Raw genomic sequence first — 26,348 nt, forward strand, 5'->3', positions numbered from 1 at the left:
CCTCGTCGCCATGGACCTTGTACACGAGCGCCGGGGCGACGGCCCGCCACTGCTTCTGCTGCACGGCATCGGGCACCGCTGGCAGGGCTGGAAGCCCGTACTGGACCTGCTCGCCCGCGAGCGGGAGGTGATCGCCGTCGACCTGCCGGGCTTCGGCGCCTCGCCGCCGCTGCCCGCCGGGATGCCGTACACCATCGCCAGCGCGGTGACGGTGCTCGGCGACTTCCTCCGGTCCATCGGCGTCGAACGGCCGCACGTGGCGGGCAATTCACTCGGCGGCCTGTTCGCCCTGCACGCCGCCCGGCAGGGCCTGGTCTCCTCGGCCACCGCGCTGTCACCGGCCGGGTTCTACCGCGCGGCCGGGTACCGCTACGCGTCCGGCGTGCTCAACCTGCACCGGATCGCCGCCCGCACCCCCGAACCGGTCCGGGCCCGGCTCGCCGAATCCGCGCAGGGGCGCAAGCTGATGTTCGGCATGATCTACGGCCGTCCCGAGCGGCTCGACCCGCGCGAACTGCTGCTCGACACCCGGGCGTTGCTCGACGCGCCGGGCTTCCGGCAGACCCTGCTGGCCGGCCGGGCCGAACAGGCGACCCGCTTCCCCGCCGACCTCCCGCCGGACGTCCCGGTCACCATCGCCTGGGGCACCCGCGACCGGCTGCTGCCGAACGTCCAGGGCCGCCGGGCCCGCCGACTCCTGCCGGGCGCCCGCTTCATCCCACTGGTCGACTGCGGCCACGTGCCGATGGGCGACAACCCGGAGCTGGTCGCCAGGATCCTGCTGGACGGCAGCAGTTCCCCCCTGCTCGGCGGCGGGTCCGCGGAGCGGGACGGCGCTCCCTGACCGGCCGAGGCGGGCCCGGGACGGCTTCGGGCCGGGAGGCCGTCGCCGACGACGGCGGGGCGGCGCGGGGCCGGTTCGCCCGGCGGCGGGGTCCCGACGGAGCGTCAGCAGGCCGCCGGTGCCCGCTCCGCGCGGTCGGCGGACGGCCCGTCGGCGCGCCGGCCGGGAGGCCCGACGACGGCCGGGGCGGCCGTCCGGCGGGGCAGCAGCAGGGCGGGTAGCAGGCCGGTGGCGGCCAGCGCGGCGAGGGCCAGGAAGGTGGGGGCCGTGGCCGCCGGGGTGGCGGGGTTCGGTGGAGTGGCCGTGACGGCAACGGCGATGCCGAGGGTCGGGCCGATGTTCATGGCCGTCTGCTTCAGTCCGCCGACCACCCCGGCGTAGCCGGGCGGCGCGTCGCCGACCACGGTGCCGGTGGCGGTGACCATCACGGTGGCGAAGCCCGCGCCGAGCAGGGCACAGGCGACGCCGACCACGGTCCACGGGCCGTCGGCACCGAGCCGGGCCAGGCCGGCCACGCCGAGTACCACCAGGACGGATCCGGCGGCGGCCGTACCGCGCGGGCCGAACCGGCGCAGCACGGCCCCTGCCACGGGCGCGCCGAGCACCATCAGGACGGTCAGCGGCAGCATCCGCAGCGCGCTCGCGAGCGGGTCGAGGCCGCGGACCTGTTGCAGGACGAAGGTGGCCGTGAACAGCGCGCCGAACAGGCCCGCACCGGTGACCAGCAGGAGCGCCATCGAGGCCGTGACCGGCACGGACCGGGCGACCGCGGGCGGCACCACCGGCTGTGCGCTGCGGCGTTCGTAGCGGGCCAGCAGGGCGGCGGCCGCGAGGGTGGCGCCCGCGCCGAGCAGGGTCTGCGGCGCGCCCCAGCCGTGTGCGGGGACCCCGACCAGGGTGTGGACCAGCAGCGCGAGGGTGCCGGCGAGCAGGGCGGAGCCGGTGAGGCCGGCCCGCCGCCGGGGTCCGGCGGTGACCGCCGGCCCGGGCGCCCGGACGATGAGGGTGAGCGCGGCGACGGCCAGGGTGACCGGGACGTTGGCCACGAACACCGCGCGCCAGCCGAGGTGGGCGACCATGACGCCCCCGATCAGCGGGCCGGCCGCCGCGGCCACGCCGATCGCGCTGGTCCGGACGGCGACCGCCCGGCCGATCCGGTCGGCGGGGTGGGCGAGCCGCAGCAGGGCGAGCGTGGCGGGCTGGAGGAGCGCGCCGAACACGCCCTGGACGGTACGCAGGGCGATCACCCAGCCGATCGAGGGTGCGAGCGCGATCCCGGCCGAGGCCGCGCCGAAGCCGAGCAGGCCGGTGGTGAGCAGCCGGGCGTGGCCGTGGTGGTCGCCGAGGCGTCCGGCGACCACCAGCAGGGCGGCGACCGCCAGCAGGTAGCCGGTGCTGGTCCACTGGACCTGGGCGACGCTCGCGCCGAGGTCGCTGCGCAGGCTGGGCTGGGCCATCGTCAGGACGGTTCCGTCGAGTGCGACGATCATCGCTGCGGCGGCGCTGACCAGCAGTGCGAGCTGCGGCCGTACGGTGCCGCTCATGCGTCCGCCGGGCCGAGGTGGGCGTCGAGGGCGGCGTCGAGCAGCCGGTCGAGCAGGGCGGACGGGTCGTCCGGCGCGGGTGCGCGGCCGGGCGGCGGCGCGGTGTCGAGGACCAGTTGCAGGCTGCCCCAGGTCCAGAGTTGGGCGATGCCGTGCAGGTTGGTCCACAGCGCGGCGGCGGCCAGGGCCGGGTCGGGGGCGCCGGGGCGGCCGGGTTGCCGTCCGGTGGCGGCCAGGTGGTCGGCGACCAGGGCGGTGAGCAGTGCGAACAGCGGCCGGGTGGACTCCCGCAGCGGCCGGTGGCCGTCGGCCGGGTCGGCGCCGGTGACCCGGCCCTGGCCGCCGTCGGGCGGGTCACCGGCGGGCACGTCACCGGCGAGCAGGTCGTGACGGAACATCAGCTCGAACATGCCGCGGTTGGCGAGCGCGTAGCCGACGTAGGTCCGTCCGGCCGCGCGCAGCCGGGCGCGCGGCGGGGCCGGGCGGTCGAGGGCGGCCGCGAACCGCGCGCCGAGTTCGGCGAAGCCGCGGCGGGCGATGGCGGACAGCAGCGCCTGGTGGGTGGGGAAGTACCGGCGCGGGGCGCCGTGCGACACCCCGGCCCGGCGGGCGATCTCGCGCAGGCCGAGCGAGCCGGCGCCCTCGGTCGTCACCAGGTCGACGCCGACGTCGATCAGCCGTTCGCGCAGGGAGCTCTCGGGTTCCATGGCGGTGTTTCTAGCAGAGCCTCGTAGACACTGTCTACGCGCGCCGGCCAGGGCCTAGACTTCGCGCCATGGACGCCACCCCGAACGACCGCCTGGAACGCCTGGTCCGCCTCGCCACCGGCAGCTACCTGCTCGTCACCACCTTCCGCAAGGACGGCACCCCGGTGCCCACCCCGGTCTGGGTGGTCCGGGACGGCGACGCACTCGGGATCTGGACGGTCACCGGCTCCTGGAAGGTCAAGCGGATCCGCAACCGGGCCGACGTGCTGGTCGGCCCGTGCGACGCGCGCGGCAACCCGACCGGCGAGCAGTACCCGGCGACCGCGGAGATCTGCACCCCGCAGCGCACGGCCGCCTACCGCACCCTGCTGCGCCAGAAGTACGGCCTGCTCGGCGTGGTGACCCTGCTGGGCAGCCGGCTGCGGCGCGGCGAGGACGGCACCACCGGCATCCGGATCACCCTGGCGGACTGACGGCCCGAAGGCCCGGCCTCTCCGCCCGGAATGCGCTGGCGGCGCCGCTCGGCGCGCTGGCATGCTGGGCCCGTGGAGAAACCGGAGATCTGGCTCGAATTCGCCCCTGAGCTGCACGTGTTCGTCGCGCCCCGGCACCGGGCGGGACGAGCCGCGGTACGCACCGACGGCGCGTCGACGCTCGGCCACCTGGTGGAGTCCCTCGGGGTACCGCTCACCGAGGTGGGCCGGTTCGTCCTGGACGCGGGCCCGGCGCAGCGCCGGGAGGTGCCCGCCGGCCACCTCCCCGGCCCCGGCGAGGAGATCTCCGTCCACCCCGTGACCAGGCCTCAGCACCTGCCGGGCCCGGCGCGGTTCCTGCTCGACGTCCATCTCGGCACGCTGGCGCGCCGGCTGCGGCTGCTCGGGGTGGACGCCGCGTACGAGAGCGTCGACATCGGCGACCCGGCGCTCGCCACCCGTTCCGCCGCCGAGCAGCGGGTGATGCTCTCGCGCGACCGGGGGCTGCTGCGCCGCCGCGAACTGTGGGCCGGCGCCTACGTCCACAGCCACCGCCCGGCCGAGCAGCTGCGGGACGTGCTGTCGCGGTTCGCGCCGCCGCTGGCGCCGTGGACCAGGTGCACGGCCTGCAACGGGCTGCTGCGCAGCGCGTCCAAGGAGGCGGTGCACGAGCACCTGGAGGACGGGACGGAGCGGTCCTTCGACGTCTTCGCGCAGTGCGGCGACTGCGCGAAGGTGTACTGGCGGGGCGCCCACCACGCCAGCCTGAACGCGATCGTCGAGGAGGCGCTGGCCGAGTTCGGCCAGGCCGGCGACGGCGCCCCGCACTGAGCAACCGGCCGGGTCCGGTGCGGATCACCGCGGCGGGCCCGGCCGGGCGCGGGTCAGGAGAGTTCCAGCACCAGTTTCCCGGTGTTCTCCCCGCGGAACAGCATCTGCAGGGTGGCCGGGAAGTCGTCCAGGGCGCCCGTCACCAGGTGTTCCTTCACCTTGATCCGGCCGTCGCCGATCCAGCCGGCCAGCTCGCGGGCGGCCTCCCCGTAGCGCTTCGCGTAGTCGAACACCACGAAGCCCTCCATCCTGGCCCGCCGCACCAGCAGCGACAGGTAGTTGGACGGGCCCTGCACGGCCGTCTCGTTGTTGTACTGGCTGATCGCGCCGCAGATCACCACCCGGGCGTGCATCGCCAGCCGGGTCAGCGCGGCGTCCAGGATCTCGCCGCCGACGTTGTCGAAGTACACGTCGATGCCGTCGGGCGCGTGGGTGCGCAGCGCCTTGCGGACGTCCTCGGCCCGGTAGTCGACGGCCGCGTCGAAGCCGAGCTCCTCGGTCAGCAGGGCGCACTTGTCGGGGCCGCCCGCGATGCCGATCACCCGGCAGCCCTTGGCCTTGGCGATCTGGCCGGCGACGCTGCCGACGGCGCCGGCCGCGCCGGACACCACGACCGTCTCGCCCTCCTTGAGCGCGCCGACGTCCAGCAGCCCGAAGTAGGCCGTCATGCCGGGCATCCCGAGCGCACCGAGGTAGGTCGGGAGCGGGGCGAGCGCCGGGTCGACCTTCAGCGTGCCCTTGCCGTCGGAGACCACGTACTCCTGGACGCCGAAGGTGCCGACCACGAAGTCGCCGGGCCGGTAGCCGGGGTGGTCGGACTCGGTCACCTCGATCACCGAGCCGGCCCGCATCACCTCGCCGATGCCGACCGGCGGCAGGTAGGAGGGGCGGTCGTCGAGCCAGCCGCGCATCGCCGGGTCCAGCGAGATGTAGCGGGTCCGCCCGGCGAACATGCCCGGTCCGGGGGCGGCGGCCGGCTCGGTGACGTGCTCCCAGTCCTCGGGCACGACCGCGCCCACCGGGCGGCGGGCGAGGCGGATCTGGCGGTTGGTTCCCGGCATGACGGCTCCTGGGGCTGACATCCGGCCGGCCGGTTCGGCCGGCGTCCGGCGGCGTTCGATTCGCTGCATTCTAAGCAAGCGCTTAGTCATCTGGCCAGGGGCCCGCCCGGTGGCCGGTCCGCTGTCCCACCCGACACGGCCCCGCCTGCTCGCCCCCGCGCCACCCGTTCGCGGATGCTGGAGACCGGTCGCGACGGCCTCGGCCGGGCCGGAACCCGCCCGGACGGGCGGGCATCGCGCTACCGTCCCTCGGGCGTGATCGATACGAAGGGCGGGGACAGTGAGGGAGCCGAGGATGAGCGGGCCGAAGGAAGCGGCGGGCCGGGCCCGGGTGCTGGCGCGGACCGCGCTGGGCTGCGGGGTGCTGGCGGTCCTGGTGCTGCTGGCGCTGGTGGTCCTGCGCGGGCCGGGCCTGGTACTGGCGGCGGCGGCCGGGCTGACGGCGGCGGCCGCCGGTGCCTGGTGGACGCTGGCGCACCGGGGGCTGGTCCGGGTGCTGGGCGCGGTACTGGTGCTGCTGGCGCTCGGGGCGCTGATGGCGTTCTTCGTCGGTACCGGCCTGTGGGCGCCCGCCGTGGCCGCGCTGGCGCTCTGGGTGGCCGCGCTCACCTGCGCGGACCGCGCGCTGCGACTCACCCGGCCGGTCGCCGACCTGCTCGCGCACGTAAGCCCGGCACCCCGCCGGGCCGTACTGATCATGAACCCGCGCTCGGGCGGCGGCAAGGTCGAACGCTTCGGCCTGGTGGCCCGCGCCGAGTCGCTGGGCGCCCGGGTCGTCCTGCTCGACACCTCGGTGACCCAGGACGTCGCCGCCATCGCCCGGCAGGCGGTCGCCGACGGCGCCGACCTGCTCGGGGTCGCGGGCGGCGACGGCACCCAGGCCCTGGTCGCGGAGGTCGCCGCCGAGCACGACCTGCCGTTCCTGGTGGTCTCCGCCGGGACCCGCAACCACTTCGCGATGGACCTCGGTCTCGACCGCACCGACCCCAGCCGCTGCCTGGACGCCCTGCTCCAGGGCGTGGAGCTGCGCGTGGACCTCGGCACGGTGGCCGGGCGGGCCTTCGTCAACACGGTCTCCTTCGGCGCGTACGCCGAGATCGTGCAGAGCCCCGCTTACCGCGACGCCAAGGCCGGCACCGCCCTGGAGGCACTGCCCGAGCTCCTCGCCGGCCAGGCCGGCGCCCGGCTCACCGCGGACGCGGACGGCGTCCGGCTGACCCACCCCCAGGCACTGCTGGTCAGCAACAACCCGTACGACACCCGGGACCGGCTCGGCGGCGGACGGCGGCCCAGGCTGGACACCGGGCGGCTCGGCGTGCTCGGCCTGCGGGTCGAGGGCGCGGCGCAGGCCGCCGCGGTGGCGCTCGGCGCCCAGTCCGCCGGGATCACCGAGCTGACCGCGACCGAGGTGGTGGTCACCGCCGACGCCCCGGAGATCCCGGTCGCCGTCGACGGCGAGTCGCTGATGCTGCCGGTGCCGGTGCGCTGCACGCTCCGCCCGGGCGCGCTCCGGGTCCGGGTGCCCAGGGACCGGCCCGGGAACCCGCGGACCGGCCTGCTGCGCAACTGGCACCGGCTGCGCGCCCTCGCCCTGCACCACTGAGCCCGGCGCCCGGCCGCCCACCTGGGCACTCCCGCACCCGCACCCGCAGCGATCACCCGTACGCGCAGCATCCGGGAGGCGTCCGCGTCGTTGCTCTGGTCATGAGCCATAGGAACCCGCTCCGCGCCCTGCACGCCGCACCGGCCTCGGCCCCGACCCCTGCGCCGGGCTCGTCGCCGGACCTGGCGCAGCAGTCCTGGGTCACCAGCGCCGCCGAGCAGGCGTCCGACGCGCTCACCGCGCTGCGGACGGTGGAGGTCCCGGTGGGCGCGCTGCGGGCCGCGCTGCTGATCCTGGCCGACCTGGTGGTCAGGCCCGGCGAGAGCGAGGAGATGCGGACCGCGGCGGGCGAGGTCTGCGCGGTGTTCGCAGCGCTCACCGACCTGCCGGTGGCACCGGCTGCCACCCGGGTGCCGCACGGGTCGCTGATGCCCGTGCACTGAGCGCGCCGGGACCTCGAAGGTGCGCCGAAGGTGCCGGGACGGCAGCGCGCACCCTGGTCAACCCGGGGCGGTCCTGATAGGACGGCTGGATGCAGCCCGATACCCCGGCCGGTGTCCCGGCCCGCTCCTCGTACGACGTCGTGGTGGTCGGCGGCGGCCACAACGGTCTGGTCGCCGCCGCCTACCTGGCCCGCGCCGGGCGCAGCGTGCTGCTGCTGGAGCGGCTCGGCAGAACCGGCGGGGCCGCGGTGTCGACCGAGGCGTTCGAGGGTGTCCCGGCCCGGCTGTCGCAGTACTCGTACCTGGTGAGCCTGCTGCCGCCAAAGATCGTCGCGGAGCTCGGCCTGAGCTTCGCGGTGCGCCGGCGGCGGATCTCCTCGTACACCCCGACCGTGCGCGACGGGCGGCCGACCGGGCTGCTGGTGGATGTCGCGGACCGGGCCAGGACCGCCCGGGCCTTCCGCGAACTGACCGGATCCGACCGGGAGTTCGAGGCGTGGCAGGAGTTCTACGGGATGACCGGGCGGATCGCGCAGCGGGTCTTCCCGACGCTCACCGAGCCGCTGCCGACCCGCGCCGAGCTGCGCCGGCAGGTGGCCGAACCCGAGGCCTGGGAGGCCCTGTTCGAGCGTCCGATCGGCGAGAGCGTCGAGCGGCACTTCGCCGACGACCTGGTGCGCGGGGTGGTGCTGACCGATGCCCTGGTCGGCACGTTCACCCACGCCCACGACCCGTCGCTGCGGCAGAACCGCTGCTTCCTGTACCACGTGATCGGCGGCGGCACCGGCGACTGGGACGTGCCCGTCGGCGGTATGGGCGCCTTCACCACCGCGCTGGCCGGGGCAGCCCGCGCGGCCGGCGCCGAACTGCGCACCGGCTGCGAGGTGACGGCCGTGGCGACGGACGGCGCCACCGCCGAGGTGACGTTCCGCACCGGCGACGGGGAGCACACCGTCGGCGCCCGCCAGGTGCTGTGCGGCGCCGCCCCCGCGGTCCTGGACCGCCTGATGGGGGAGCCCGCGGCGGACCCCGCACCCGAGGGCGCGCAGCTGAAGGTCAACATGCTGCTGCGGCGCCTGCCCAGGCTGCGCGACACCTCGGCGGACCCGCGGGAGGCCTTCGCCGGGACCTTCCACATCGCCGAGTCCTACCGCGAGTTGGAGGCCGCCTACCGGCAGGCCGCCGCGGGCGGACTGCCGGCCGCCGCACCCTCGGAGATCTACTGCCACTCGCTCACCGACCCGTCGATCCTCGGTCCGGAGCTGGCCGGGCAGGGCTACCACACGCTCACCCTGTTCGGTCTGCAGCTGCCGGCCCGGCTGTTCACCGGCGACCGCCCCGGGCAGGGGGACGCCGATGCCCTGCGGGAGGCGGCGCTGCGGGCGGTGCTCGGACCGCTGGAGGCCCACCTCGCCGAGCCGCTCGCCGACTGCCTGGCCGTGGACGGGCAGGGACGGCCGTGCATCGAGGCGAAGACACCGCCGGACCTGGAGCGCGAACTCGGCCTGCCGGGCGGCAACATCTTCCACCGGGAGCTGCAGTTCCCGTTCGGCGAGCCCGCCGAAGCCGTCGACCCCGGCTCCCCCGCCGCCCGTTGGGGTGTCGCCACCCGCCACCGCAACGTGCTGCTCTGCGGGGCCGGCGCCGTCCGGGGCGGCGGGGTCAGCGGCATCCCGGGCCACAACGCGGCGATGGCCGCACTCGGGCAGTAGGCAGCGGCCGCACTGCCGGGCCCGGCCGGGCCCGGTTCGCCCGTGCCGCCGGGCAGTTGGCGTTAGGGTCGGACCCGGACGTACTGGGACGCGGACGAACCGGACGGCGAGGGGGCCGAGTTGGCGAAGATCATGGTCATCGGTGGGGGGATCGCCGGTGCGGCGGCCGCGCTGGGCCTGCACCGGGCCGGCTTCGAGGTGGAGGTGTACGAGGCGCACCCCGACACCGGGGCGGACATCGGCGCCTTCCTCACCCTGGCGAGCAACGGCATGCGCGCGCTCGCCCAGCTCGACGCGGCCGCCGCGGTGGCCGAACTCGGCTTCCCGCTCACGACGATGGACGTCCTCGACGGCTCCGGCGAGGAGCTCGCCGCGATGCCGCTCGGCGAGAGCGGGCACCCGCTGACCCGCTACCGGTGCCTGCGCCGGGCGGACCTCGCCGCGACGCTGCGCCAGGAGGTCCTGCGCCGGGGCGTCCCGATCCGGCACTCGGCCCGGCTGGTGACCGTCACCGAGGACCGGGACGGTGTCACCGCGGCCTTCGCGGACGGCAGTTCGGCCCGCGCCGACCTGCTGGTCGGGGCGGACGGGCTGCACTCGGCGGTCCGCGGCCAGCTGGACGCCGCCGCGCCGCGGCCCGACTACGCGGGTCAGCAGGTCTTCTACGGTTACACCACCGGCTACACCGGCGAGGCCGTCCCGCCGTCGCAGGCCCGGTCGGAGCGGATCACCATGATCCGCGGCAGCGGCGCCGCGTTCGGCTACGCGCTGTCGCCCGCCGGGGAGACCTTCTGGTTCGCCCGGGTCCCCGGACCGCCGGCGGACGCCGAGGAACTGGCGGGTACCGGCGCCGACGGGTGGCGGGAGCGGCTGCTGCCGCTGCTGCGGCCGGACCGTACGGCGGCGGCGGAGATCGTCGCGGCGACGGCCGACCGGCTGATGGTCACCAACGCGCTGCACCTGGGCCCCGGCACCCGCTGGCGCGGCGAGCGCACCGTGCTGATCGGGGACGCCGCGCACGCCGCCTCCCCCGCCACCGGGCAGGGCGCGTCGATGGCGTTGGAGGACGCCGTGGTGCTGGCCAAGGCCCTGCGCGAGGGCGGCCCCGGCACCGCGGCGCTGGAGCACTACGAACGGTTGCGCCGGCCCAGGACGGAGCTGAACGCCGCGGTCAGCGCCAGGCTGACCGCAGGCGGCACCGGTCCCCGCACCCCGGTGGTGGCCGCCGACCGGCCGACCGGCACCACGGCGGTGGACGAGGAACTGCTCCGGCTGCTCGACTGGAACACCCCGCTGCCGACCGGCAGCTGACGCACCACCGGCCGATCGGCTCCGCTCCCCCGGACGCCGGGCGGCCCCGTCGCCGGGTGGCGGGAAAAAAGAAACCGGGTGCCCCGCGGCGCCCGGTCTCCCTACACTCGGCGACGAACCACCCGCCACGGGGAACGACCCGGCGGGTTCCGTGCCGAGTCGAGGGGAGAGTGGCCATGCGTCCGCGCGTCGCCGTCGTCCTCCCCCGGTCCCGGTACGAGGTGATCCTGGTGTCCTCGTCCGCCCGGTGCCCGCTGCGCGGCGGGTACCGGCTGTCCGTGACGAAGGTCTGAGACCCCGTCGGTCCAGTGCCGCGAGGCGTCCGCCGTGCCGCCACTGCGCCGCCGTCTGCCGCGCAGTACACCGTGCACCTTGCACCGTGCTCGCGCCCGTCGCCGCCACCGTTCGTCCGGGAAATCGCGCCGCCCCCAACAGGATCACCCTGAAAGGCCAACGGCCATGCGCACCGCGCTTCCCAGCACGACCACCCCCGCCACCCCCGCCACCGCCTTCGGCACCCTCCCCACCCAGGTCCGCAACCTGGGCATCCTCGCCCACGTGGACGCCGGCAAGACCACCGTCACCGAGCGGATCCTGTACCTGACCGGCGCCACCCACAAGCAGGGCGAGGTCCACCAGGGCACCACCGTCACCGACTTCGACCCGCAGGAGCGCGACCGCGGCATCACCATCTTCGCGGCGGCGGTCAGCTGCGCCTGGGACGGTCACCGCATCAACCTGATCGACACCCCCGGACACGTCGACTTCGCCGACGAGGTGGAGCGCTCGCTGCGGGTGCTGGACGGGGCGGTCGCGGTGTTCGACGCCGTCGCGGGTGTGGAGCCGCAGAGCGAGTCGGTGTGGCGGCAGGCCGACCGGCACGGGGTGCCGCGGATCGCCTTCGTCAACAAGCTCGACCGGGCCGGCGCCGACCTCGACACCGCGGTCGCCTCGATCCGGGCACGGCTGCACCCGCGCCCGCTGGTGGTCCAGCTGCCGATCGGCCGCGAGGGCGGTTTCACCGGCGTCGTCGACCTGGTCCGGATGCGGGCGCTGCACTGGCCGGACGGGCCGGGCCGGTACCGGGCCGGCGAGGTGCCGCCGGATCTGCGGGCCGAGGCCGGGCGGCGGCGCCGGCTGCTGGAGGAGTCGGTGGCCGAGCTCCACCCGGCGGCGCTGGAGGAGTTCTGTGCGACCTCCGCGCTGTCCGACGCCACCCTGGCCGCGGCGCTGCGCGAGCTGACCCGCACCGGCGAGGGCGTCGTGGTGCTGTGCGGTTCGGCGTACCGCAACCGCGGGATCGAGCCGTTGCTGGAGGCCGTGGTGGCCTACCTGCCGGCGCCGCCGGACGTCCCGGCGGTGCGCGGCACCCTCGACGGCCGGCCGGACGGTCCGGTGCAGGAGCGGGCCGCCGATCCGGCGGCGCCGTTCGCGGGGCTGGTGTTCAAGGTGAACGCCACCGGCACGGGCCGGCTGACCTATCTGCGGGTGTACTCGGGCACGATCGGGAAGGGGGACACGGTGCTGGACGCGGGCGCGGGGCGCAGCGAGCGGATCGGTCGGATCCTGCGGGTGCAGGCGGACCGGCACGAGGAGTTGGAGCGGGCGGTGGCCGGGGACATCGTGGCGGTGATCGGGCTGAAGTCGGCCCGCGCCGGGGCGACCCTGTGCGCGCCGTCGGCGCCGCTGGTGCTCGAGCCGCCCACGGCGGCCGAGCCGGTGGTCTCGGTCGCGGTGGAGGCCCGCCGGGGTACCGACACCGGCCGGCTGGCGTCGGCGCTGGCCCGGCTGGTGGAGGAGGACCCGTCGCTGACGGTGCACACCGACGCCGAGTCCGGGCAGACCGTGCTGTCCGGGATGGGCGAGCTGCACCTGGAGGTCGCGGTGGAGAAGATCCGTCTGCTCCACGGGCTGGAGGTGGCCGTCGGGCGGCCGCAGGTGGCCTACCGGGAGACGGTGTCCCGCGGGGTGTCCGGTCTGGTCCACCGGCACGTCAAGCAGGACGGCGGCGCGGGCCAGTTCGCCCACATCGTGCTCGACGTGGAGCCGTTGGCGGCGGCCGACGGCGAGGGCGGTTCGGCGCTGTTCGAGTTCCGGTCGGCGGTCACCGGCGGCCGGGTGCCGCGGGAGTGGGTGCAGGCCGTGGAGTCGGGCTGCCGGGACGCCCTGGCCGAGGGCCCGCTCGCCGGCCATCCGGTCACCGGGCTGCGGGTGACGCTGACCGACGGCGCCACCCACGTCAAGGACTCCTCGGAGCAGGCGTTCCGGACGGCGGGGCGCCAGGGCCTGCGGGCGGCGCTGCGGGCCTGTGCGATGACGCTGCTGGAGCCGGTGGTGGAGGTCACCGCGACGGTGCCGCCGGAGGCGGTGGGCGGGGTGCTCGGTGATCTGGCGGCGCGCCGCGGCCGGGTCACCGGCTCGGCCGCGCGGGGCGGTTCGGCGCAGGTCACCGCGGTCGTGCCGCTGGCCGAGCTGTTCGGCTACGCGACCCGGCTGCGCAGCCGCACCCAGGGCCGCGGCAGTTTCACCACCCGGGCCGCCGGTTACGCCCCGGCGCCGGCCGGGCCGGCCGGCTGAGGCCGGGCGCCGGGCCCCCCGCCGTTCCCGGGATGCCGTTCCTGGGATCCCGTTCACGGGCGGGGCCCGGCGCCGCCGGTCGGGGCGGGCGCTGTGCGGGTACCCGCGGGTGGCAGACAGGTCGGCCGCCCGCGGGTACGATGCGAGCCACCTAGTTACTCGCCGGTAACGTGCGTGCCCGCGCCGCTCCCGGCGGTCTCCTGCGCCCGACCCCGTGAAGGAGCAACGATGCCCACCCTCGACCGCCAGGACAGCGTCTTCGTCCTCGACATCGGCGACACCGAGAACCGCTTCCACCCCGACTGGATCGCCGCCGTCAACGGGCTGCTGGACGAGGTGGAGCAGGCCGAGGGCCCGCGCGCGCTGGTGACCGCGGCGAGCGGCAAGTTCTTCTCCAACGGCCTCGACCTGGACTGGCTGTTCGCCCACACCGACCGGGCCGCCGAGTACGTCACCTCGGTCCAGGAACTGCTCGCGCGGCTGCTGACGCTGCCGGTGGTCACGGTGGCGGCGCTGCAGGGGCACACCTTCGCCGCGGGCGCGATGCTCTCGCTGGCCCACGACTTCCGGGTGATGCGCGGCGACCGCGGCTTCTGGTGCCTGCCGGAGGCCGAGATCAACATCCCGTTCACGGCCGGCATGTCGGCGCTGATCCAGGCCCGGCTCGCCCCGCAGACCGCCCACGAGGCGATGACCACGGCCCGCCGCTACGGCGGTCACGACGCCCTCGCCGCCGCGGTGGTCGACCGCACCGCGGACGAGGACGCGGTGCGCTCGACGGCCGTCGCCCTCGCCGCCGGGCACGCCGCCAAGGCGGGCCCGACGCTCGGCACCATCAAGGCCCGGATGTACGCCGGCGTCCTGGAGGCGCTGCGCGAGAAGGACATCCCGCTCGGCTGACCCCCTTCCGCCGGCCCGCGCCCGAACCGCTCCGGCCACGCGGGCCGGCACTCCGGCGAACGACCGCACCGGTGATCCGGTGATCCGGTGATCCGCGATCCGGCAGCGGGGAGTCCACTTCCCGCCCCGCGGGTGTCACGGCGGCACGGCCAACGGATCGGTTCCGGCCAAATCCGGCCGATTGCCGACATCGGCCGACCCGTCCCGGGCCCACGCGCTCGAATATCCCCTTCGATCGTCTCGAACGGCGACCCGAATCAGGGGTGGACATGGCTGTAATCGACGGACACGCACGGCCCGGGACTCCGGCCGCGCCGCTCGGAGCTCCCTGCCCGCGCTGCGGTGCGGCCGACGGTCCGGGGCCGCGCCCGGGCGGTGCCGAGGAGCGCTTCCGGGGGCTGCTGGAGGCGGCGCCGGACGCCATGGTGATCGTGGACGACGGCGGCATCATCCGGCTGGTCAACGCCCAGACCGAGGCGCTGTTCGGTTACGCCCGTGCGGAGTTGCTCGGCCGGCCGGTCGAGGTGCTGGTGCCCGGGAGGTTCCGGACCGGCCACGCGGCGCACCGGGCCGGCTACACCGCCAACCGCCAGGTCCGGCCGATGGGGGCCGGGCTGGAACTGCACGGCGTGCGCCGCGACGGCACCGAGTTCCCGGTCGAGATCAGCCTCAGCCCGCTGGAGACCGCCGACGGCCTGCTGATCTCCGCGGCCGTCCGGGACGTCAGCGAACGCAAGGCCGCCGAGGCCGAGCTGACCACCCTGTACGAACAGCAGCGGCACGCCGCCCTCACCCTGCAGCGCAGCCTGATGGGCACCCCGCCGGCCGTGCCGGGGCTGGCGACGGCCAGCCGCTACCTGCCCGCCACCCAGGGGCTCGGCGTCGGCGGGGACTGGTTCGACCTGGTGCCGCTGGGGGCCGGCCGGGTCGGCGTGCTGGTGGGCGACGTGATGGGGCGCGGCCTGGAGGCGGCCGCGATCATGGGTCAGATCCGCTCGGCGGCACACGCCCTGGCCAAGACCGGCATGCAGCCGCGCGAGCTGATGCGGGCGCTGGAGGCGGTGGTGGCCGACCTGGCCGGCCCCGACCAGCTGGTCACCTGCTGCTACCTGGTCATCGCACCGGACGTCGGCGAGGTCACCATCTGCTCGGCCGGACACCTGCCCGCCCTGCTCGCCGTGCCCGGCCAGGGCGTCCGGGCGCTGGCGGCCCCGGTGAGCGTCCCGCTCGGGGTCGGTGACGTGCTGCACCGGCAGACCTCGATCGCGGTCCCGCCCGGCGCGACCCTGGTGCTCTACACCGACGGGCTGATCGAGACCCCGGTCAGCGACATCGAGGAACGGCTGGCCTTCCTGGTCGGAACGCTGGACGACGCGTTCTCCCGGGCCTCCGGTCTGGAGGAGGCCGCCGACCTGGTGCTGGCGGAACTGCTGCCCGACAGCGGCGGGAACGACGACGTCACCCTGCTGCTCGCCCGGCTCCCGGCCGCCCCGCTGGCCAGCGACGCGTGCGACTACCCGGCCAGCGCGGCCACGGTGCCCGAGGGCCGGGCGTTCCTCACCAAGGCGCTGCTCTCCTGGGGGCTCGACGACCTGGTCGACAACGCTCGGCTGCTGGTCTCCGAAGTGCTCACCAACGCCGTCAGGCACGGCCGGGGACCGGTCCGGCTGCAGATCCGCCGGACCACCCGGGAGGTCACGGTCGAGGTGGTCGACGACTGCCCGACCCTGCCGCAGCCCCGGATGGCCGCCGACGACGAGGAGTCGGGTCGCGGGCTGCTGCTGGTCGACTCGCTCGCCGACGACTGGGGGGTCCGGCCCACCGACGAGGGGAAGACCACCTGGTTCACCTTCGGCCTGCGGCCCGTCGGCGGCGCCGGGGCATGAGGCGGCGGGGCGCGGGCGCCGGGTACGGGCGGCGCTCCCGGACACTGGCCGCGCCTGCACGCTGCCGGGGTCCGGCGCCGCCTACCATCGTGAGCACTCGGACACCGTCCGGTCACGCACCGGGGGAAGACAGGTGCGCGCGTGATCGCGCTGGTCATCAGCATGGGGACGCTGTTCGCCTGGGCCCTGGTGGCCGGCCGGCTGGCCCGGTGGAGCATCACCGCACCGGTCGCCATGACGGCCGCGGGCGTGGTGCTGACGGTCGGTCCGCACCCGCTGGTACAGATCGGGCTGACCACCTCGGACGCCGAACGCGCCGTGGAGATCATCCTCGCCGTGCTGCTGTTCACGGACGCCACCCACGTACCGCCCGGGGTGGTGCACGCGCAGCGCCGGCTGCTGGTCCGGCTGCTGCTGCTGGCACTGCCGCTGACCTTCGCCGCCGGGGTGCTGACGGGCGGTCTGCTGTTCCCCGCGGGCCACTGGTGGCTGGTGGCGCTGTTCGCCGCGGTGACCGTGCCGGTCGACCTCGCCCCGGCCGCCGAACTGATCGGCGACACCCGGCTGCCGTCCTGGCTGCGCGGGGTGCTGACGGTCGAGAGCGGACTCAACGACGGCCTGCTCGCACCGGTCTTCCTGCTCTGCCTCGCCGGGACCGAGGCGCACGGGGAGAGCCTGGCACCCGACGCCTCCTCGCTCGGGGACGCGGTCGCCGCGCTGCTGTGGGCGGTGGTCGCCGGGGCCGTGGTCGGCAAGCCGGGCGGGGTGCTGCTGCGACGCGCCTGGCTGGCGGGGTGGACCAGGCCCACCGCCGTCCGGCTCGGGATCCTCGCGCTGCCGCTGATGGCGTACGCCCTGGCGATCGTGCTGGACGGCAACGGGTTCGTGGCGGCGTTCGTGGCCGGGCTGCTGTTCACCCCGGAGTCCCGGGCGCTGCCCGCGCCCGCCCTGCACCTGCTCGAGGACACCGGGACGCTGCTCTCACTGGCGCTGTGGTTCGTCTTCGGCAAGGTCGTCACGCAGGCGTTCGCGGGCGACTTCGACCCCCGGGTGGTCGCCTACGCGGCGCTGTCGCTGACGGTGGTGCGGATCGTCCCGGTGCTGATCTGCCTGGTGGGCAGCGGCCTGGACCGGGCCGACCGGCTGCTGCTGGCCTGGCTTGGGCCGCGCGGCCTGGCGTCCATCGTCTTCGGCCTGCTCGCCTTCATCTCGCTCGCCCCGGCCGACCCGCACGCGGCCGACCTGATCGGCCAGGTGATGACGATGACCGTCCTGATGAGCCTGGTGCTGCACGGGCTGACGTACGGTCCGCTGGCCGAGCGCTACGCGCGGGCCCGCCGGCGGGCGACCGGCGCCGACGCAAACTGATGTCTCATCAGATGTCGTGCGGCGGGGATGCCATCAGGCCGCCGCGGTAGGCGAGGGCGACCGCCTGGGAGCGGTCGCGGACGTCCAGCTTGGCGAGGATCCGCTTGACGTGCGTCTTGACGGTGGACTCGGCCAGCAGCAGCACCGCCGCGATGTCCGCGTTGGGCCGGCCCTCGGCAGCGAGCCGGAGCACCTCGCGCTCGCGGTCGGTGAGCCGGGCCAGCCTCCCGTCGGGCGGCGCGGCGGCCCGGGGCGGCTGCCGGGCGACCAGGTGGCCCAGCAGGTCACGGGTGACGGCCGGGTCCAGCACCGCGTCCCCGCCGGCCACCGCCCGCACGGCGTCGATCAGTCGCTCCGGCGAGGCCCGCTTGAGCAGGAACCCGGCGGCCCCGGCGCGCAGCGCCCCCCACACGTACTCGTCGTGGTGGAAGGTGGTCAGCACCAGGACCCGGGTGGGCAGGTGGGAGGCGACGATCCGCCGGGTCGCCTCGACCCCGTCGACGCCGGGCATCCGGACGTCCATCAGGACCACGTCGGGCGTCAGCCCGCGGCACAGCGCGACGGCCTCCAGGCCGTCCGCGGCCTGCCCGATCACCTCGATCCCGCTGCCGTCGGCCGTGGAGAGCACCAGGGCGAGACCGGCGCGCAGCAGCGCGTCGTCGTCGGCGAGCACCACCCGGATCGTCATGGCAGCGGGAGCACCACGTGCAGTCGGAAGCCGCCCCGATCGCCCGCGCCGTGCTCCACCCGGCCGGCCAGCGGCGCGACGCGTTCGGCGATGCCGAGCAGCCCCCGGCCGGGCGTGTACCCGGCGGCGGCGCCCCGCCCGTCGTCGCTGACCAGGATGGACAGCCCACGTCCGTCCCGGTCGACCGTGACCTCGGCGGCCGTGGCCCGGGCGTGCTTGACGGTATTGGTCAGGGCCTCCTGGACGATCCGGTACGCACAGCGGTCGACCGCGCTCGGTACGTGCAGCGCGGCCGGGTCGAGGCGGGTGGTGACCCGGATCCCGGCCTGTTCCATCCGGGCGAGCAGCCGGGGCAGGTCGGCGAGTCCGGGCTCGGCCCCGGCGGGGGCCGGGTGGCCGGGGGCGGGGCCGCCGGGGTGCGGGTGACCTGGGGTCGGGCCGCCGGGGTGCGGGTCGGCCGGTCGGGTGTGGCGCAACAGGCCCAGGACCCGGTCGAGTTCACCGAGCGCCTCGCGGCCGGTGTCCTCCAGGCCGTGCAGCAGCTCACGGGTGTGGTCCGGGTCGCGGTCGAGCAGCCGCCGGGCGGCGCCGGCCTGGACCAGCATCAGGTTGAGCGTGTGGCCCAGCAGATCGTGGACGTCGCGGGCGACCCGGGCGCGTTCCTCGGCGAGGGCGCGCTCGCGGGCGGCCCGGCGCTCGCCCTCCCGCTCCTCCTGACGGCGGGCGGTGCCGTAGCCGAGGGCCCAGGCCGCCAGCCACAGCCCGAGCACGCCGACCGGGATGACCGGGTAGGTGTGGGCGAGGCCGGAGAAGTAGGCGGCCATGCCGACCACCACGACCGGCGGCCCCCACCGGGCCCGCCCCCGGGTCGCGTAGAGGCCGAGGGCGTGCAGCCCGACCAGGTTGGCGTACGGGGACACCACGCCGGGCTGGACGAACAGCGCCTCCGCCGACAGGGCGGCGGTGCCCACGAGGTACCCGGTGAGCGGTGCGAGACGGCGCACGGCCAGCGCCGCCGCGACCACCACTCCGAGCACGACCGCGGCCGGCATCCGCTCACCGATCTCGCCTGCCGCACGGGCCCGTTCGAGCAGCATCGCGGCGAGGAAGCCGAGCGCAAGCAGTCCGTCGAGGAGCAGCGCGCGCCGCGACGGCCGGGCCGGCCGGGACGCGGCCTCGGTCGCGGGACCGGCGGCGGGCTCGGCGGGGGCTCGCGACACGGCTCGGGACACGGCTCGGGACGGCTGTCGGCGCGGGAGCGTACTGGCGTCCGGCACCGGACCGGCCTCCCTCCGACGGTCACCGCGCACCCCGGGCGGCGGCGGCTCCCTGGAGGGTAGCGAGCGGGCCCGGGTGCGCGCATCGCCCCTCGGGGGTACGCCCGGTGTACCCCCGCTGGGGTAGCCCCCGGACGTCCTCCCGGTGGGGTGGCCCCGCCGACCCCCCGGAGGGGACGCGTGGCCGGCGGTCCGCTTCCTAGCGTGCTCGGCATGGAACTCCGCACTCCCGCCTCCGCCCCCTGCGGGCCCACCGTCAGGACCGGCCACCGATGACCACGACACCGACGACGGCACCGACGGCACCCACGACGACGCTGCGGCGGCGGGTCGGCTGGGGCACCGTCACCGTCCTGGCGACCGGCATCGCCCTGATCTCCGCCCGCTACCTCACCCTGGACCCGGACACCTTCCTCCAGGAGCAACGCGCCACCTATCTGGCCCATCTGACGCCGCTGGTCCTGCACGTGGCGGGCGGCATCGTGGCCCTGGTGCTCGGCCCGTGGCAGTTCCCGCCGCGGCTGCGGGCCCGCCGGCCGGCCGTCCACCGGTGGGTGGGCCGGCTGTACCTGACCGCGGTGGCGGCGACCGGCGTCGGCGGCCTGCTGCTGGCACCGCACGGGCTGTTCGCCCCCGCTGCCCCGCTGGGCTTCGCGGTCCTGGCCGTCCTGCTGCTGGCGACCTCGGCGGCGGCCCTGGTGACGATCCGCCGGGGTGCGGTGGAGCGGCACCGCCGCTGGATGGTCAGGTCCTACGCCCTGATCTTCACGGGCGTCACGTTCCGGCTGTGGCTGATGGTGCTGGGCTCGGTGGGGGTGCCGTTCGACCAGGCCTATGTGAGCGGCGCCTGGGGTGCCCTCCTGCTCGACCTGGCCGTGGCGGAGCGGGTTCTCGCCGGGGGCCGGGAGCACCGGCCGGTCCGCTCCCGCCGTCCACGGTCGCCCGGCGCCGACAGCTGAAGCCGCCACCCCTGCCGGGTACACGTCACGCGCAGTCACGCCACCCCGCCCCCGAACCTCACGGACGGTCAACCACCGGCCACGGAAGCCCTGGTGGACCGGGCATCGATCCACCCCGGCACCCTCCTCCGACCAGTCACCTAACGTGACGACTTCGTCGCGGACGATGACGGAGGGCGTAATCTACCGCACCCGGACAGTGCAGTTGCAGAATTCTTCAATTCCCGAGTCGCAGCTACCCGGAGATGCCTAACGTCGCATTCATGGCAACCACTGATGTCGCATTGAAGGAAGCAATGATGATCGAGGGCGCGCTCGGCGTCGCCCTCGTCGACTACGGCAGCGGGATGGCCCTGGGCACCCTCGGCGGCGGGCCGGAGCTGGACCTCTCGGTCGCCGCCGCGGGCAACACGGACCTGGTCCGGGCGAAGATGCGCACGATGGAGATGCTGGGTCTGACCGGCGCCATCGAGGACATCCTGGTCACCCTCACCAGCCAGTACCACGTCATCCGGCCGCTGACCTCGCGCACCGGAAAGGGACTGTTCCTGTACCTCGCACTGGACCGCAAGCGCGCCAACCTGGCGATGGCCAGGCGCCGGCTGGAGCAGGTGGAGAACGAGCTGGAGCTCTGATGCACCTTCCGCTCTACCAGGTGAAGGCCGAGTTCTTCCGGATGCTCGGCCACCCCGTACGGATCCGGGTGCTCGAACTGCTCCAGGGCGGTCCGCTGCCGGTGCGCGACCTGCTGGCCGACATCGGCATCGAGCCGTCCAGCCTGTCCCAGCAGCTCGCGGTGCTCAAACGCTCGGGCATCGTGGTCTCCACCCGCGAGTCGGGCAACGTGCTCTACGCGCTGGCCGGCGCCGACGTCTCCGACCTGCTCAGATCGGCGCGCCGGATCCTGACCGTGCTGCTGACCGACCGGGAGGCCGTCCTCGAGCAGCTCCGCCGCGCGGACGACCCGGCCGACGACCTCCCGCTGCCGCTCCCCCGGAACATCCCGGATCCCCCGGCGGACCCGGAGGCGCTCCTGGACCCGGACGCCGGCTCCGATGCCGACCTGCACGGCGCGGCGCACTTCCCACGCTGAGCCGCGCCGAGGCCGCACCCGCTCCGAGCCGAGCCGAGCCGCAGCAGCAGGTCCGTCCCACGACGACGGCGGGCGCACCCCGGCCCGGGTGCGCCCGCCGTCCCGTTCCGGGCCGGGGGCCGGTCAGCCCTCGGTGGGGGTGAGTTCGGCCATCTCGGACCAGCCGTCCACCGGTGCGTCGACGTAGATGATCTGCGGCTTGGTGGCGATCCGGGCCGGGAGTTCGGCCATCGCGGCCTTGAAGTGCTCGGAGTTCACGTGCACCGCGCCGGCCTCGGCCGACTCGAAGGCCTCCAGCAGGACGTACTGATCCGGGTTGTCGACGCTGCGGGACCACTCGAAGAAGATGTTTCCGGGCTCCGCCCGGGTGGCCAGGGTGAACTCCTCGACCAGCGACACCCATCGGTCGCTGAACTCGGGCCTGGCGGTGAACTTGACGTTGATCAGGATCATGCTTGCTCCTCGGAAGTCGACGGCCGTGCCCAGCCTGCCCGAACCACGCCCGTCCCCCAAACCCGGCTCATTCCCGGCTCCGCTTGCGGTTGATGGCCTGTCCAGGGTGGAGGGGGCCCCGCCGTAGAAGTGCTCCCACAGCTTCGCCGTCGCCTCGTCGACCGTCCAGGGCGGCGGTCCGCAGGTCGCCCAGCGGCCCGTGGTCGGCGACCGGGGGATGGCGGTCCATCGACGTCCAAATCGCAGCGCGTCCCCCGCGTCCCACTATCCGTCACGTGGTGTGACGGCCGGGAGCAACTCGCCGGGGCCCGCCACACCGACGCCCGCCGTGGTGGACGTACCCGTCGGCCGGACCGCACCGGCGTCGAGCGCCGACCCTCCTCAGTGGCCGCGGACGATCAGGTCGACCCTGGTCTGCGGCCAGGTCGTGGACAGGTAGTGGTCCTCGGCGGCGCGCCACCGCAGTATCCACTCCTCGGGGTTCTAGCCACGCGCCCGCACCCGCTGCAGACAGAGGTCCCGTGGAACCTCGACGTACGAGGTGACGTCGTACCAGGGGGCGAGCTCCGGGCGGGCGGAGTACACCCCTTCGACGATCACCACACCTCCCGGGGCGGTCTCGCGCCACTCGCCGAGCCGCCCGGTGCTCCAGTCGTAGATCCGGTACCGGGCGGCCCGGCCGTCCCGGAGCGGGGCCAGGACCTGGTCCCGGAGACGTTCCCAGTCGAAGTAGCGGTGGTAGCCCTGCTCCGCGTCGAGCCGCTCGCGTTCCCGGTCGGACATGGGGCGGTAGAAGTCGTCCACGTGCACCACGACCGAGCCGTCGAGTCGCGCGCACACCGCGGCAGCCAGCGTCGTCTTGCCCGACCCGCCGGGGCCGTCGATGGCGGCGATCCTGGTGCTCCCCCGCGTGCGGGCGGACCGGAGGAGAGCGTCGGCGATGTCCTTCGCCCGCTCGGTGACGTCCACGAGGCGCTGAGGTCCAGGCAGTTCGACGGTCCGCGCGGCGCTCTCCAGCACGGCGTCCCTGGCCTCCCCGAGCGGGCCGCCGCCCAGCAGCTTCCGCATGACGAGGATCGCGTCCAGGACCCCGGTCCCGGAGTCCCGAAGCAGCCGCTGGACCTGTTCCATGCCTCGCTCCTGGGTGAGCAGCGGCTCGCACTGCCCGACCAGGGCGGCGAGCCGGGCGGCCCGGTCCGGTGCGGGACCCTGCGCGTCTTCGGACACGAGAACTCCCGTTGGTGAGGTGGAGTGCGGCGACAACCTACGGTCCGGCCCGCCCGGGGCGCCACCCGTTTCCGGCCTGCGGGAGGAGGGAGGGCTACCCATCGGCGATTGAGTACGGACACTCAGGCGGCGGCCGGCCGGTGTTCATGATCATGGTGGCAACGGTCGACCGAAGGGGACGGGACGTATGAGTCAGATGTGGGCGGAGCAGTGGGCGCGGCCGCGGCCGAGGAGGGACTCCAGGAGCCGACGGCGGCCCCCGATGTCCCTGGGGGCGAAGTTCGGTGTTGCCGCGCTGGCCGTGGTCGGGATCGCGCTTGTCCTCCTCGCCGCGTGGGTGGGGGTCATCGCCGTCAGCCTGTCGCACCTGGCGGACGCCCCGCCGTGAGGTCCGGGACGGCCCGGCGTCCGCGGCGGCCCGCCGCGCTCAGGTGTCGTCGTCGGCGACCAGGCGCCGGAGCAGTCCGAGCAGGGTGGCGCGGTCGTCGGCGGACAGGGCGGCGAAGCAGTCGGCGAGTACTTCGTCGGCGACCCGGTGGCCGGCCTCCAGGGTCCGCTCGCCGTCGGCGGTGAGGTGGTGTTCGATCCGGCGGCCGTGGCCGGGGCGGCGGTCGACCAGGCCCTGGGCGACCAGTCGGCCGGCCAGCGTTCCGAAGGCCTGTTCGCTCTGGAAGGTCGCGGCTGCGAGGTCCCGGGCCGATGCGCCGGGCGTCCGGCCGATCGCCCGGAGGGCGTCCCACTGGGCCAGCGTGGTGCCCACGGCCGCGAGGGCGGTGTCCAGCGCCCGGTGCTGACGGTACTGGGCCTGCTTGACCGCTCTTCCGAGGACTTGCAGCTCTCCTTGCACGGACCGAAGTCTACGCCATGACCAAACTAGCTTAACTAAGCATCTTTAGTTATCGTGGAGCCATGTTCACCGACCACACCGTCGCCCTGTCCGACGACCTCTCCATCACCCTCTCCGAGTCCGGCACCGGCCGGCCCGTCCTCGTTCTGCACGGCGGAGGCGGCCGCGCCACCGTCGCGCCGCTGGTCGCGCACCTCGCCGGGACGGCCCGCACCCTCACCCCGGTGCATCCCGGCTGGGACGGCACCCACCGCCCGGACCGGCTGGCCGACGTCGGCGCGCTCGCCGAGACCTACCTGCACCTCCTGCGGGTGCGCGGCCTCAGCGACGTCCTCCTCGTCGGCTCCTCGCTCGGCGGCTGGATCGCCGCCGAGATGGCCGTCCGGGACACCACCGGCGCCGTCGGCGGCCTGGTGCTGATCGACGCCGTCGGCGTCCGGGTCGAGGGCGAGCCGATCCGCGACTTCTTCGCCCTCGACGCCCGCGGCATCGCCGAGTACGCCTGGCACGACCCGGACCGCGGGTACCTCGACCCCGCGACCCTCCCGGCCGACCGGCTCGCCGCCCGTCAGGCCGACATGCGTACCCTGCGGATCCTCGCGGGCGAGTCCGGCATGCAGGACCCCGAGTTGCTCGGCCGGCTGGGCCGGGTCAGCCGGCCCGCCCTGCTGGTCTGGGGTGCGAGCGACCGCATCGTCACCCCCGCCTACGGCGCCGCGTACGCCGCGGCCTTCACCGACGGGCACCTGGTGGTGATCCCCGAGGCGGGCCACCTGCCGCAGCTCGAACAGCCCGCGGCCACCTTCGCCGCGCTCGACACCTTCCTCGCGCGCACCGGCCCCGGGACCGCACCGGGCGTCTGACCCACGACCCACGACCCACGACCTGCGACCCACGACCTGCGATCGGCACGCGGGCGGGACCGGCCCGGCGACCCGGGCGGTGTCGGCCGGGGGGCCGGCACTGCGGCAGGATACCGGGGGCGGTGACTCCGGTTCGGACGCCGCCGTCGTCGTGTGAACTTCCCGGAAGGAGCCTGTCCTGAGCGCGGGGTCTGCGGAAGCGTTGTCGGCCGTCCTGCTGGTCGTCGTCCTGGTGTGCGCGGTGGCCCGGCCATGGGGCCTGCCGGAGGCGGTGGCGGCGGTCCCGGCCGCCGGGATCCTGCTGGCCACCGGCGCGATCGGACCCGACGCCGCCCGCGCGGAGGCCGAGCGGCTGGGGCCGGTGATCGGCTTCCTGGCGGCCGTGCTGGTACTGGCCCAGCTCTGCGCCGACGAGGGGCTGTTCACCTGGTGCGGGGCGTGGATGGCGCGGCGCTCGCGCGGGCGGCCGCGGCGGCTGCTGGGCCAGGTGTTCGCCGTGGCGTCTGTGGTCACGGCGGTGCTGAGCCTGGACGCGACGGTGGTGCTGCTGACGCCGGTGGTGTTCGCCACCGCGGCCCGGCTCGGGGCCCGGCCCAAACCGCACGTCTACGCCTGCACCCACCTCTCGAACACCGCCTCGCTGCTGCTGCCGGTCTCCAACCTGACCAACCTGCTGGCCTTCGCGGCCGCCGGGGTCGGCTTCGTGCACTTCGCCGGGCTGATGGTGCTGCCGTGGCTGGCCGCGATCGGCGTCGAGTACCTGGTGCTGCGCCGCTTCTTCGCCGCCGACCTGGACGCCGGCGCGGGTCCGGCGCAGGCCGGGCCGGTGCCGCCGCTGCCGCGGTTCGCGCTGGTCACCGTCGCGGCCACGCTGGGCGGCTTCGTGCTCACCTCCGCGCTGGGCGTGGACCCGGCCTGGGCGGCGGCGGCCGGCGCGCTCGCCCTCGCGGTCCGGGCGCTGCTGCGGCGCACCGCGACCCCGGTTGCGGTGGTCCGCTCGGCCGCGCTGCCGTTCCTGGCGTTCGTGCTGGCGCTGGGGGTGGTGGTGCGTGCGGTGGTCGACAACGGCCTCGGCTCGGCGCTCGCCCGGTTGGTGCCGGGTGGCACCGGCCTGCCGGCGCTGCTCGGGGTGGCCGCGCTCGCCGCGGTGCTGGCCAACGTGATCAACAACCTGCCGGCCGTCCTGGTCATGCTGCCGCTGGCGGCGCCGGCCGGGACCGGCCCGGTGCTGGCCGTCCTGCTGGGCGTCAACATCGGCCCCAACCTGACCTACGCCGGCTCCCTGGCCACCCTGCTGTGGCGGCGCATCGTGCGCGAGCACGACAGCGATGTCGGCCTCGGCGAGTTCACCCGGCTCGGGCTGCTCACGGTGCCCGCCGCGCTGGTGCTCTCCGTGGTAGCACTGTGGGTGTCGCTCACTGTGCTCCCGGGAGGCTGACCGTGCGAGTCCTGGTCTGGATCACCGAAGGAACCTGGCCCGCCACGGTGGACGCCGCCCGCGCCCACACCCCGGACCGCGCCGGGGTCACACTCCTGCACGTCACCGGCACCGAGGTGGCCGCCACCGCGCACGGGGCCTTCGCCGGCCTGCTCGGCCGCGCCCACCCGAGCGGCCGCCGGGCCTCCGACGGCCGGCCCGCCGAAGGGCCGGACGCCCACGGCTGGGGCAGCGATCCGGCCG

Annotated in this window: 25 protein-coding genes and 1 pseudogene; 18 read left to right on the forward strand and 8 right to left on the reverse strand. The window is 75.4% G+C overall.

Annotation, left to right across the window (positions count from 1 at the left end; all coding sequences use genetic code 11):
* The first annotated feature begins 10 nt into the window (after positions 1–10).
* Positions 11–844, forward strand: a complete 834-nt coding sequence (locus AB0D08_RS25315; RefSeq protein WP_033823455.1) for an alpha/beta hydrolase — start codon at positions 11–13, stop codon at positions 842–844.
* A gap of 104 nt (positions 845–948) precedes the next feature.
* Here the strand turns inward: AB0D08_RS25315 and AB0D08_RS25320 are convergent, their stop codons facing one another.
* Together AB0D08_RS25320 and AB0D08_RS25325 are read right to left on the reverse strand one after the other, a co-directional pair.
* The gene (locus AB0D08_RS25320; RefSeq protein WP_359891811.1) at positions 949–2,388 is read right to left on the reverse strand and encodes an MFS transporter; all 1,440 of its coding nucleotides are present in this window, start codon (positions 2,386–2,388) and stop codon (positions 949–951) included.
* Positions 2,385–3,095 (reverse strand): TetR/AcrR family transcriptional regulator, encoded by a 711-nt coding sequence (locus AB0D08_RS25325; protein WP_359891814.1) that lies wholly within the window; start codon positions 3,093–3,095, stop codon positions 2,385–2,387. Before AB0D08_RS25325 ends, AB0D08_RS25320 begins: the two co-directional genes overlap by 4 nt.
* Before the next feature lie 68 nt (positions 3,096–3,163).
* On the opposite strand from AB0D08_RS25325, the gene AB0D08_RS25330 reads away from it, so the two are divergent.
* Positions 3,164–3,568, forward strand: coding sequence for a PPOX class F420-dependent oxidoreductase (locus tag AB0D08_RS25330; protein ID WP_033823457.1), 405 nt, complete (start codon positions 3,164–3,166; stop codon positions 3,566–3,568).
* Positions 3,569–3,640: 72 nt separating this feature from the next.
* Positions 3,641–4,399 (forward strand): Mut7-C RNAse domain-containing protein, encoded by a 759-nt coding sequence (locus AB0D08_RS25335; protein ID WP_359891818.1) that lies wholly within the window; start codon positions 3,641–3,643, stop codon positions 4,397–4,399.
* A 53-nt stretch (positions 4,400–4,452) separates the two neighbouring features.
* On the opposite strand, the gene AB0D08_RS25340 is transcribed toward AB0D08_RS25335, so the two are convergent.
* Positions 4,453–5,460 carry an NADP-dependent oxidoreductase gene (locus tag AB0D08_RS25340; protein ID WP_199520443.1) on the reverse strand — a complete coding sequence of 336 codons (1,008 nt, stop codon included), beginning with the start codon at positions 5,458–5,460 and terminating at the stop codon, positions 4,453–4,455.
* A 295-nt stretch (positions 5,461–5,755) separates the two neighbouring features.
* Here AB0D08_RS25340 and AB0D08_RS25345 point away from each other — a divergent pair, with 295 nt between their 5' ends.
* The 8 genes from AB0D08_RS25345 to AB0D08_RS25380 all read left to right on the forward strand — a co-directional run bounded on the left by AB0D08_RS25345 (position 5,756) and on the right by AB0D08_RS25380 (position 17,260).
* Entirely contained in the window at positions 5,756–7,063 is a 1,308-nt protein-coding gene (locus tag AB0D08_RS25345) for a diacylglycerol kinase family protein (RefSeq protein ID WP_033823459.1), read from the forward strand.
* Positions 7,064–7,164: 101 nt separating this feature from the next.
* Positions 7,165–7,506, forward strand: coding sequence for a hypothetical protein (locus AB0D08_RS25350; RefSeq protein WP_033823460.1), 342 nt, complete (start codon positions 7,165–7,167; stop codon positions 7,504–7,506).
* Positions 7,507–7,595: 89 nt separating this feature from the next.
* A complete protein-coding gene (locus AB0D08_RS25355; RefSeq protein WP_359891823.1) occupies positions 7,596–9,218 on the forward strand; it encodes an NAD(P)/FAD-dependent oxidoreductase in 1,623 nt (540 codons plus the stop codon).
* Positions 9,219–9,338: 120 nt separating this feature from the next.
* Positions 9,339–10,529 (forward strand): FAD-dependent monooxygenase, encoded by a 1,191-nt coding sequence (locus AB0D08_RS25360; protein ID WP_359891825.1) that lies wholly within the window; start codon positions 9,339–9,341, stop codon positions 10,527–10,529.
* 459 nt (positions 10,530–10,988) lie between these two features.
* Complete coding sequence (gene fusA / locus AB0D08_RS25365; RefSeq protein WP_359891828.1) at positions 10,989–13,106, forward strand: elongation factor G; 2,118 nt, start codon at positions 10,989–10,991, stop codon at positions 13,104–13,106.
* A 228-nt stretch (positions 13,107–13,334) separates the two neighbouring features.
* Positions 13,335–14,006: an enoyl-CoA hydratase-related protein gene (locus AB0D08_RS25370; RefSeq protein ID WP_033823463.1), complete on the forward strand. Its 672-nt coding sequence runs from the start codon at positions 13,335–13,337 to the stop codon at positions 14,004–14,006.
* A 269-nt stretch (positions 14,007–14,275) separates the two neighbouring features.
* Complete coding sequence (locus AB0D08_RS25375; RefSeq protein ID WP_359891831.1) at positions 14,276–15,892, forward strand: SpoIIE family protein phosphatase; 1,617 nt, start codon at positions 14,276–14,278, stop codon at positions 15,890–15,892.
* Between the two features lie 141 nt (positions 15,893–16,033).
* Positions 16,034–17,260 carry a cation:proton antiporter gene (locus tag AB0D08_RS25380; protein ID WP_359891834.1) on the forward strand — a complete coding sequence of 409 codons (1,227 nt, stop codon included), beginning with the start codon at positions 16,034–16,036 and terminating at the stop codon, positions 17,258–17,260.
* A 7-nt stretch (positions 17,261–17,267) separates the two neighbouring features.
* Here the strand turns inward: AB0D08_RS25380 and AB0D08_RS25385 are convergent, their stop codons facing one another.
* The gene (locus tag AB0D08_RS25385) at positions 17,268–17,948 is read right to left on the reverse strand and encodes a response regulator transcription factor (protein WP_359891836.1); all 681 of its coding nucleotides are present in this window, start codon (positions 17,946–17,948) and stop codon (positions 17,268–17,270) included.
* On the reverse strand, positions 17,945–19,168 hold the full coding sequence (locus AB0D08_RS25390; RefSeq protein WP_359891839.1) for a histidine kinase: 1,224 nt from the start codon (positions 19,166–19,168) through the stop codon (positions 17,945–17,947). The genes AB0D08_RS25385 and AB0D08_RS25390 overlap by 4 nt, the downstream gene beginning before the upstream one ends.
* 329 nt (positions 19,169–19,497) lie before the next feature.
* Between AB0D08_RS25390 and AB0D08_RS25395 the strand changes: the two genes are divergently transcribed.
* The 3 genes from AB0D08_RS25395 to AB0D08_RS25405 all read left to right on the forward strand — a co-directional run bounded on the left by AB0D08_RS25395 (position 19,498) and on the right by AB0D08_RS25405 (position 21,277).
* Positions 19,498–20,184, forward strand: coding sequence for a DUF2306 domain-containing protein (locus tag AB0D08_RS25395; protein WP_359891842.1), 687 nt, complete (start codon positions 19,498–19,500; stop codon positions 20,182–20,184).
* A 263-nt stretch (positions 20,185–20,447) separates the two neighbouring features.
* Positions 20,448–20,819 carry a hypothetical protein gene (locus AB0D08_RS25400; RefSeq protein WP_033823467.1) on the forward strand — a complete coding sequence of 124 codons (372 nt, stop codon included), beginning with the start codon at positions 20,448–20,450 and terminating at the stop codon, positions 20,817–20,819.
* The gene (locus AB0D08_RS25405; RefSeq protein ID WP_082526926.1) at positions 20,819–21,277 is read left to right on the forward strand and encodes a metalloregulator ArsR/SmtB family transcription factor; all 459 of its coding nucleotides are present in this window, start codon (positions 20,819–20,821) and stop codon (positions 21,275–21,277) included. Before AB0D08_RS25400 ends, AB0D08_RS25405 begins: the two co-directional genes overlap by 1 nt.
* A 123-nt stretch (positions 21,278–21,400) precedes the next feature.
* On the opposite strand, the gene AB0D08_RS25410 is transcribed toward AB0D08_RS25405, so the two are convergent.
* Together AB0D08_RS25410 and AB0D08_RS25415 are read right to left on the reverse strand one after the other, a co-directional pair.
* Positions 21,401–21,730 carry a putative quinol monooxygenase gene (locus AB0D08_RS25410; RefSeq protein WP_359891846.1) on the reverse strand — a complete coding sequence of 110 codons (330 nt, stop codon included), beginning with the start codon at positions 21,728–21,730 and terminating at the stop codon, positions 21,401–21,403.
* A gap of 483 nt (positions 21,731–22,213) precedes the next feature.
* Complete coding sequence (locus AB0D08_RS25415; protein ID WP_359891849.1) at positions 22,214–22,957, reverse strand: hypothetical protein; 744 nt, start codon at positions 22,955–22,957, stop codon at positions 22,214–22,216.
* Between the two features lie 187 nt (positions 22,958–23,144).
* Between AB0D08_RS25415 and AB0D08_RS25420 the strand changes: the two genes are divergently transcribed.
* On the forward strand, positions 23,145–23,345 hold the full coding sequence (locus AB0D08_RS25420; protein WP_149038460.1) for a hypothetical protein: 201 nt from the start codon (positions 23,145–23,147) through the stop codon (positions 23,343–23,345).
* Positions 23,346–23,384: 39 nt separating this feature from the next.
* Here AB0D08_RS25420 and AB0D08_RS25425 read toward each other — a convergent pair whose 3' ends face one another.
* The gene (locus AB0D08_RS25425; RefSeq protein ID WP_033823468.1) at positions 23,385–23,804 is read right to left on the reverse strand and encodes a MarR family winged helix-turn-helix transcriptional regulator; all 420 of its coding nucleotides are present in this window, start codon (positions 23,802–23,804) and stop codon (positions 23,385–23,387) included.
* 62 nt (positions 23,805–23,866) lie between these two features.
* Here AB0D08_RS25425 and AB0D08_RS25430 point away from each other — a divergent pair, with 62 nt between their 5' ends.
* The 3 genes and pseudogenes from AB0D08_RS25430 to AB0D08_RS25440 all read left to right on the forward strand — a co-directional run.
* The gene (locus tag AB0D08_RS25430) at positions 23,867–24,667 is read left to right on the forward strand and encodes an alpha/beta fold hydrolase (RefSeq protein WP_359891853.1); all 801 of its coding nucleotides are present in this window, start codon (positions 23,867–23,869) and stop codon (positions 24,665–24,667) included.
* A gap of 178 nt (positions 24,668–24,845) precedes the next feature.
* The gene (locus AB0D08_RS25435; protein WP_033823469.1) at positions 24,846–26,105 is read left to right on the forward strand and encodes an SLC13 family permease; all 1,260 of its coding nucleotides are present in this window, start codon (positions 24,846–24,848) and stop codon (positions 26,103–26,105) included.
* A pseudogene (locus tag AB0D08_RS25440) lies at positions 26,102–26,348 on the forward strand (hypothetical protein); the annotation flags it as partial. The gene AB0D08_RS25435 and the pseudogene AB0D08_RS25440, both read left to right, overlap by 4 nt.

The organism is Kitasatospora sp. NPDC048540 (assembly GCF_040651175.1).
Lineage (GTDB): Bacteria > Actinomycetota > Actinomycetes > Streptomycetales > Streptomycetaceae > Kitasatospora.

What these genes read in the sequence shown, in the direction of transcription:
- AB0D08_RS25405 (WP_082526926.1), top strand. Translation starts at nt 20,819, where the DNA reads ATGCACCTTCCGCTCTACCAGGTGAAGGCCGAGTTCTTCCGGATGCTC.
- AB0D08_RS25385 (WP_359891836.1), bottom strand. Translation starts at nt 17,948, where the DNA reads ATGACGATCCGGGTGGTGCTCGCCGACGACGACGCGCTGCTGCGCGCC.
- AB0D08_RS25370 (WP_033823463.1), top strand. Translation starts at nt 13,335, where the DNA reads ATGCCCACCCTCGACCGCCAGGACAGCGTCTTCGTCCTCGACATCGGC.
- fusA (WP_359891828.1), top strand. Translation starts at nt 10,989, where the DNA reads ATGCGCACCGCGCTTCCCAGCACGACCACCCCCGCCACCCCCGCCACC.
- AB0D08_RS25375 (WP_359891831.1), top strand. Translation starts at nt 14,276, where the DNA reads ATGGCTGTAATCGACGGACACGCACGGCCCGGGACTCCGGCCGCGCCG.
- AB0D08_RS25350 (WP_033823460.1), top strand. Translation starts at nt 7,165, where the DNA reads ATGAGCCATAGGAACCCGCTCCGCGCCCTGCACGCCGCACCGGCCTCG.
- AB0D08_RS25430 (WP_359891853.1), top strand. Translation starts at nt 23,867, where the DNA reads ATGTTCACCGACCACACCGTCGCCCTGTCCGACGACCTCTCCATCACC.
- AB0D08_RS25330 (WP_033823457.1), top strand. Translation starts at nt 3,164, where the DNA reads ATGGACGCCACCCCGAACGACCGCCTGGAACGCCTGGTCCGCCTCGCC.
- AB0D08_RS25420 (WP_149038460.1), top strand. Translation starts at nt 23,145, where the DNA reads ATGAGTCAGATGTGGGCGGAGCAGTGGGCGCGGCCGCGGCCGAGGAGG.
- AB0D08_RS25340 (WP_199520443.1), bottom strand. Translation starts at nt 5,460, where the DNA reads ATGCCGGGAACCAACCGCCAGATCCGCCTCGCCCGCCGCCCGGTGGGC.
- AB0D08_RS25345 (WP_033823459.1), top strand. Translation starts at nt 5,756, where the DNA reads ATGAGCGGGCCGAAGGAAGCGGCGGGCCGGGCCCGGGTGCTGGCGCGG.
- AB0D08_RS25355 (WP_359891823.1), top strand. Translation starts at nt 7,596, where the DNA reads ATGCAGCCCGATACCCCGGCCGGTGTCCCGGCCCGCTCCTCGTACGAC.
- AB0D08_RS25315 (WP_033823455.1), top strand. Translation starts at nt 11, where the DNA reads ATGGACCTTGTACACGAGCGCCGGGGCGACGGCCCGCCACTGCTTCTG.
- AB0D08_RS25325 (WP_359891814.1), bottom strand. Translation starts at nt 3,095, where the DNA reads ATGGAACCCGAGAGCTCCCTGCGCGAACGGCTGATCGACGTCGGCGTC.
- AB0D08_RS25320 (WP_359891811.1), bottom strand. Translation starts at nt 2,388, where the DNA reads ATGAGCGGCACCGTACGGCCGCAGCTCGCACTGCTGGTCAGCGCCGCC.
- AB0D08_RS25400 (WP_033823467.1), top strand. Translation starts at nt 20,448, where the DNA reads ATGGCAACCACTGATGTCGCATTGAAGGAAGCAATGATGATCGAGGGC.
- AB0D08_RS25410 (WP_359891846.1), bottom strand. Translation starts at nt 21,730, where the DNA reads ATGATCCTGATCAACGTCAAGTTCACCGCCAGGCCCGAGTTCAGCGAC.
- AB0D08_RS25395 (WP_359891842.1), top strand. Translation starts at nt 19,498, where the DNA reads ATGACCACGACACCGACGACGGCACCGACGGCACCCACGACGACGCTG.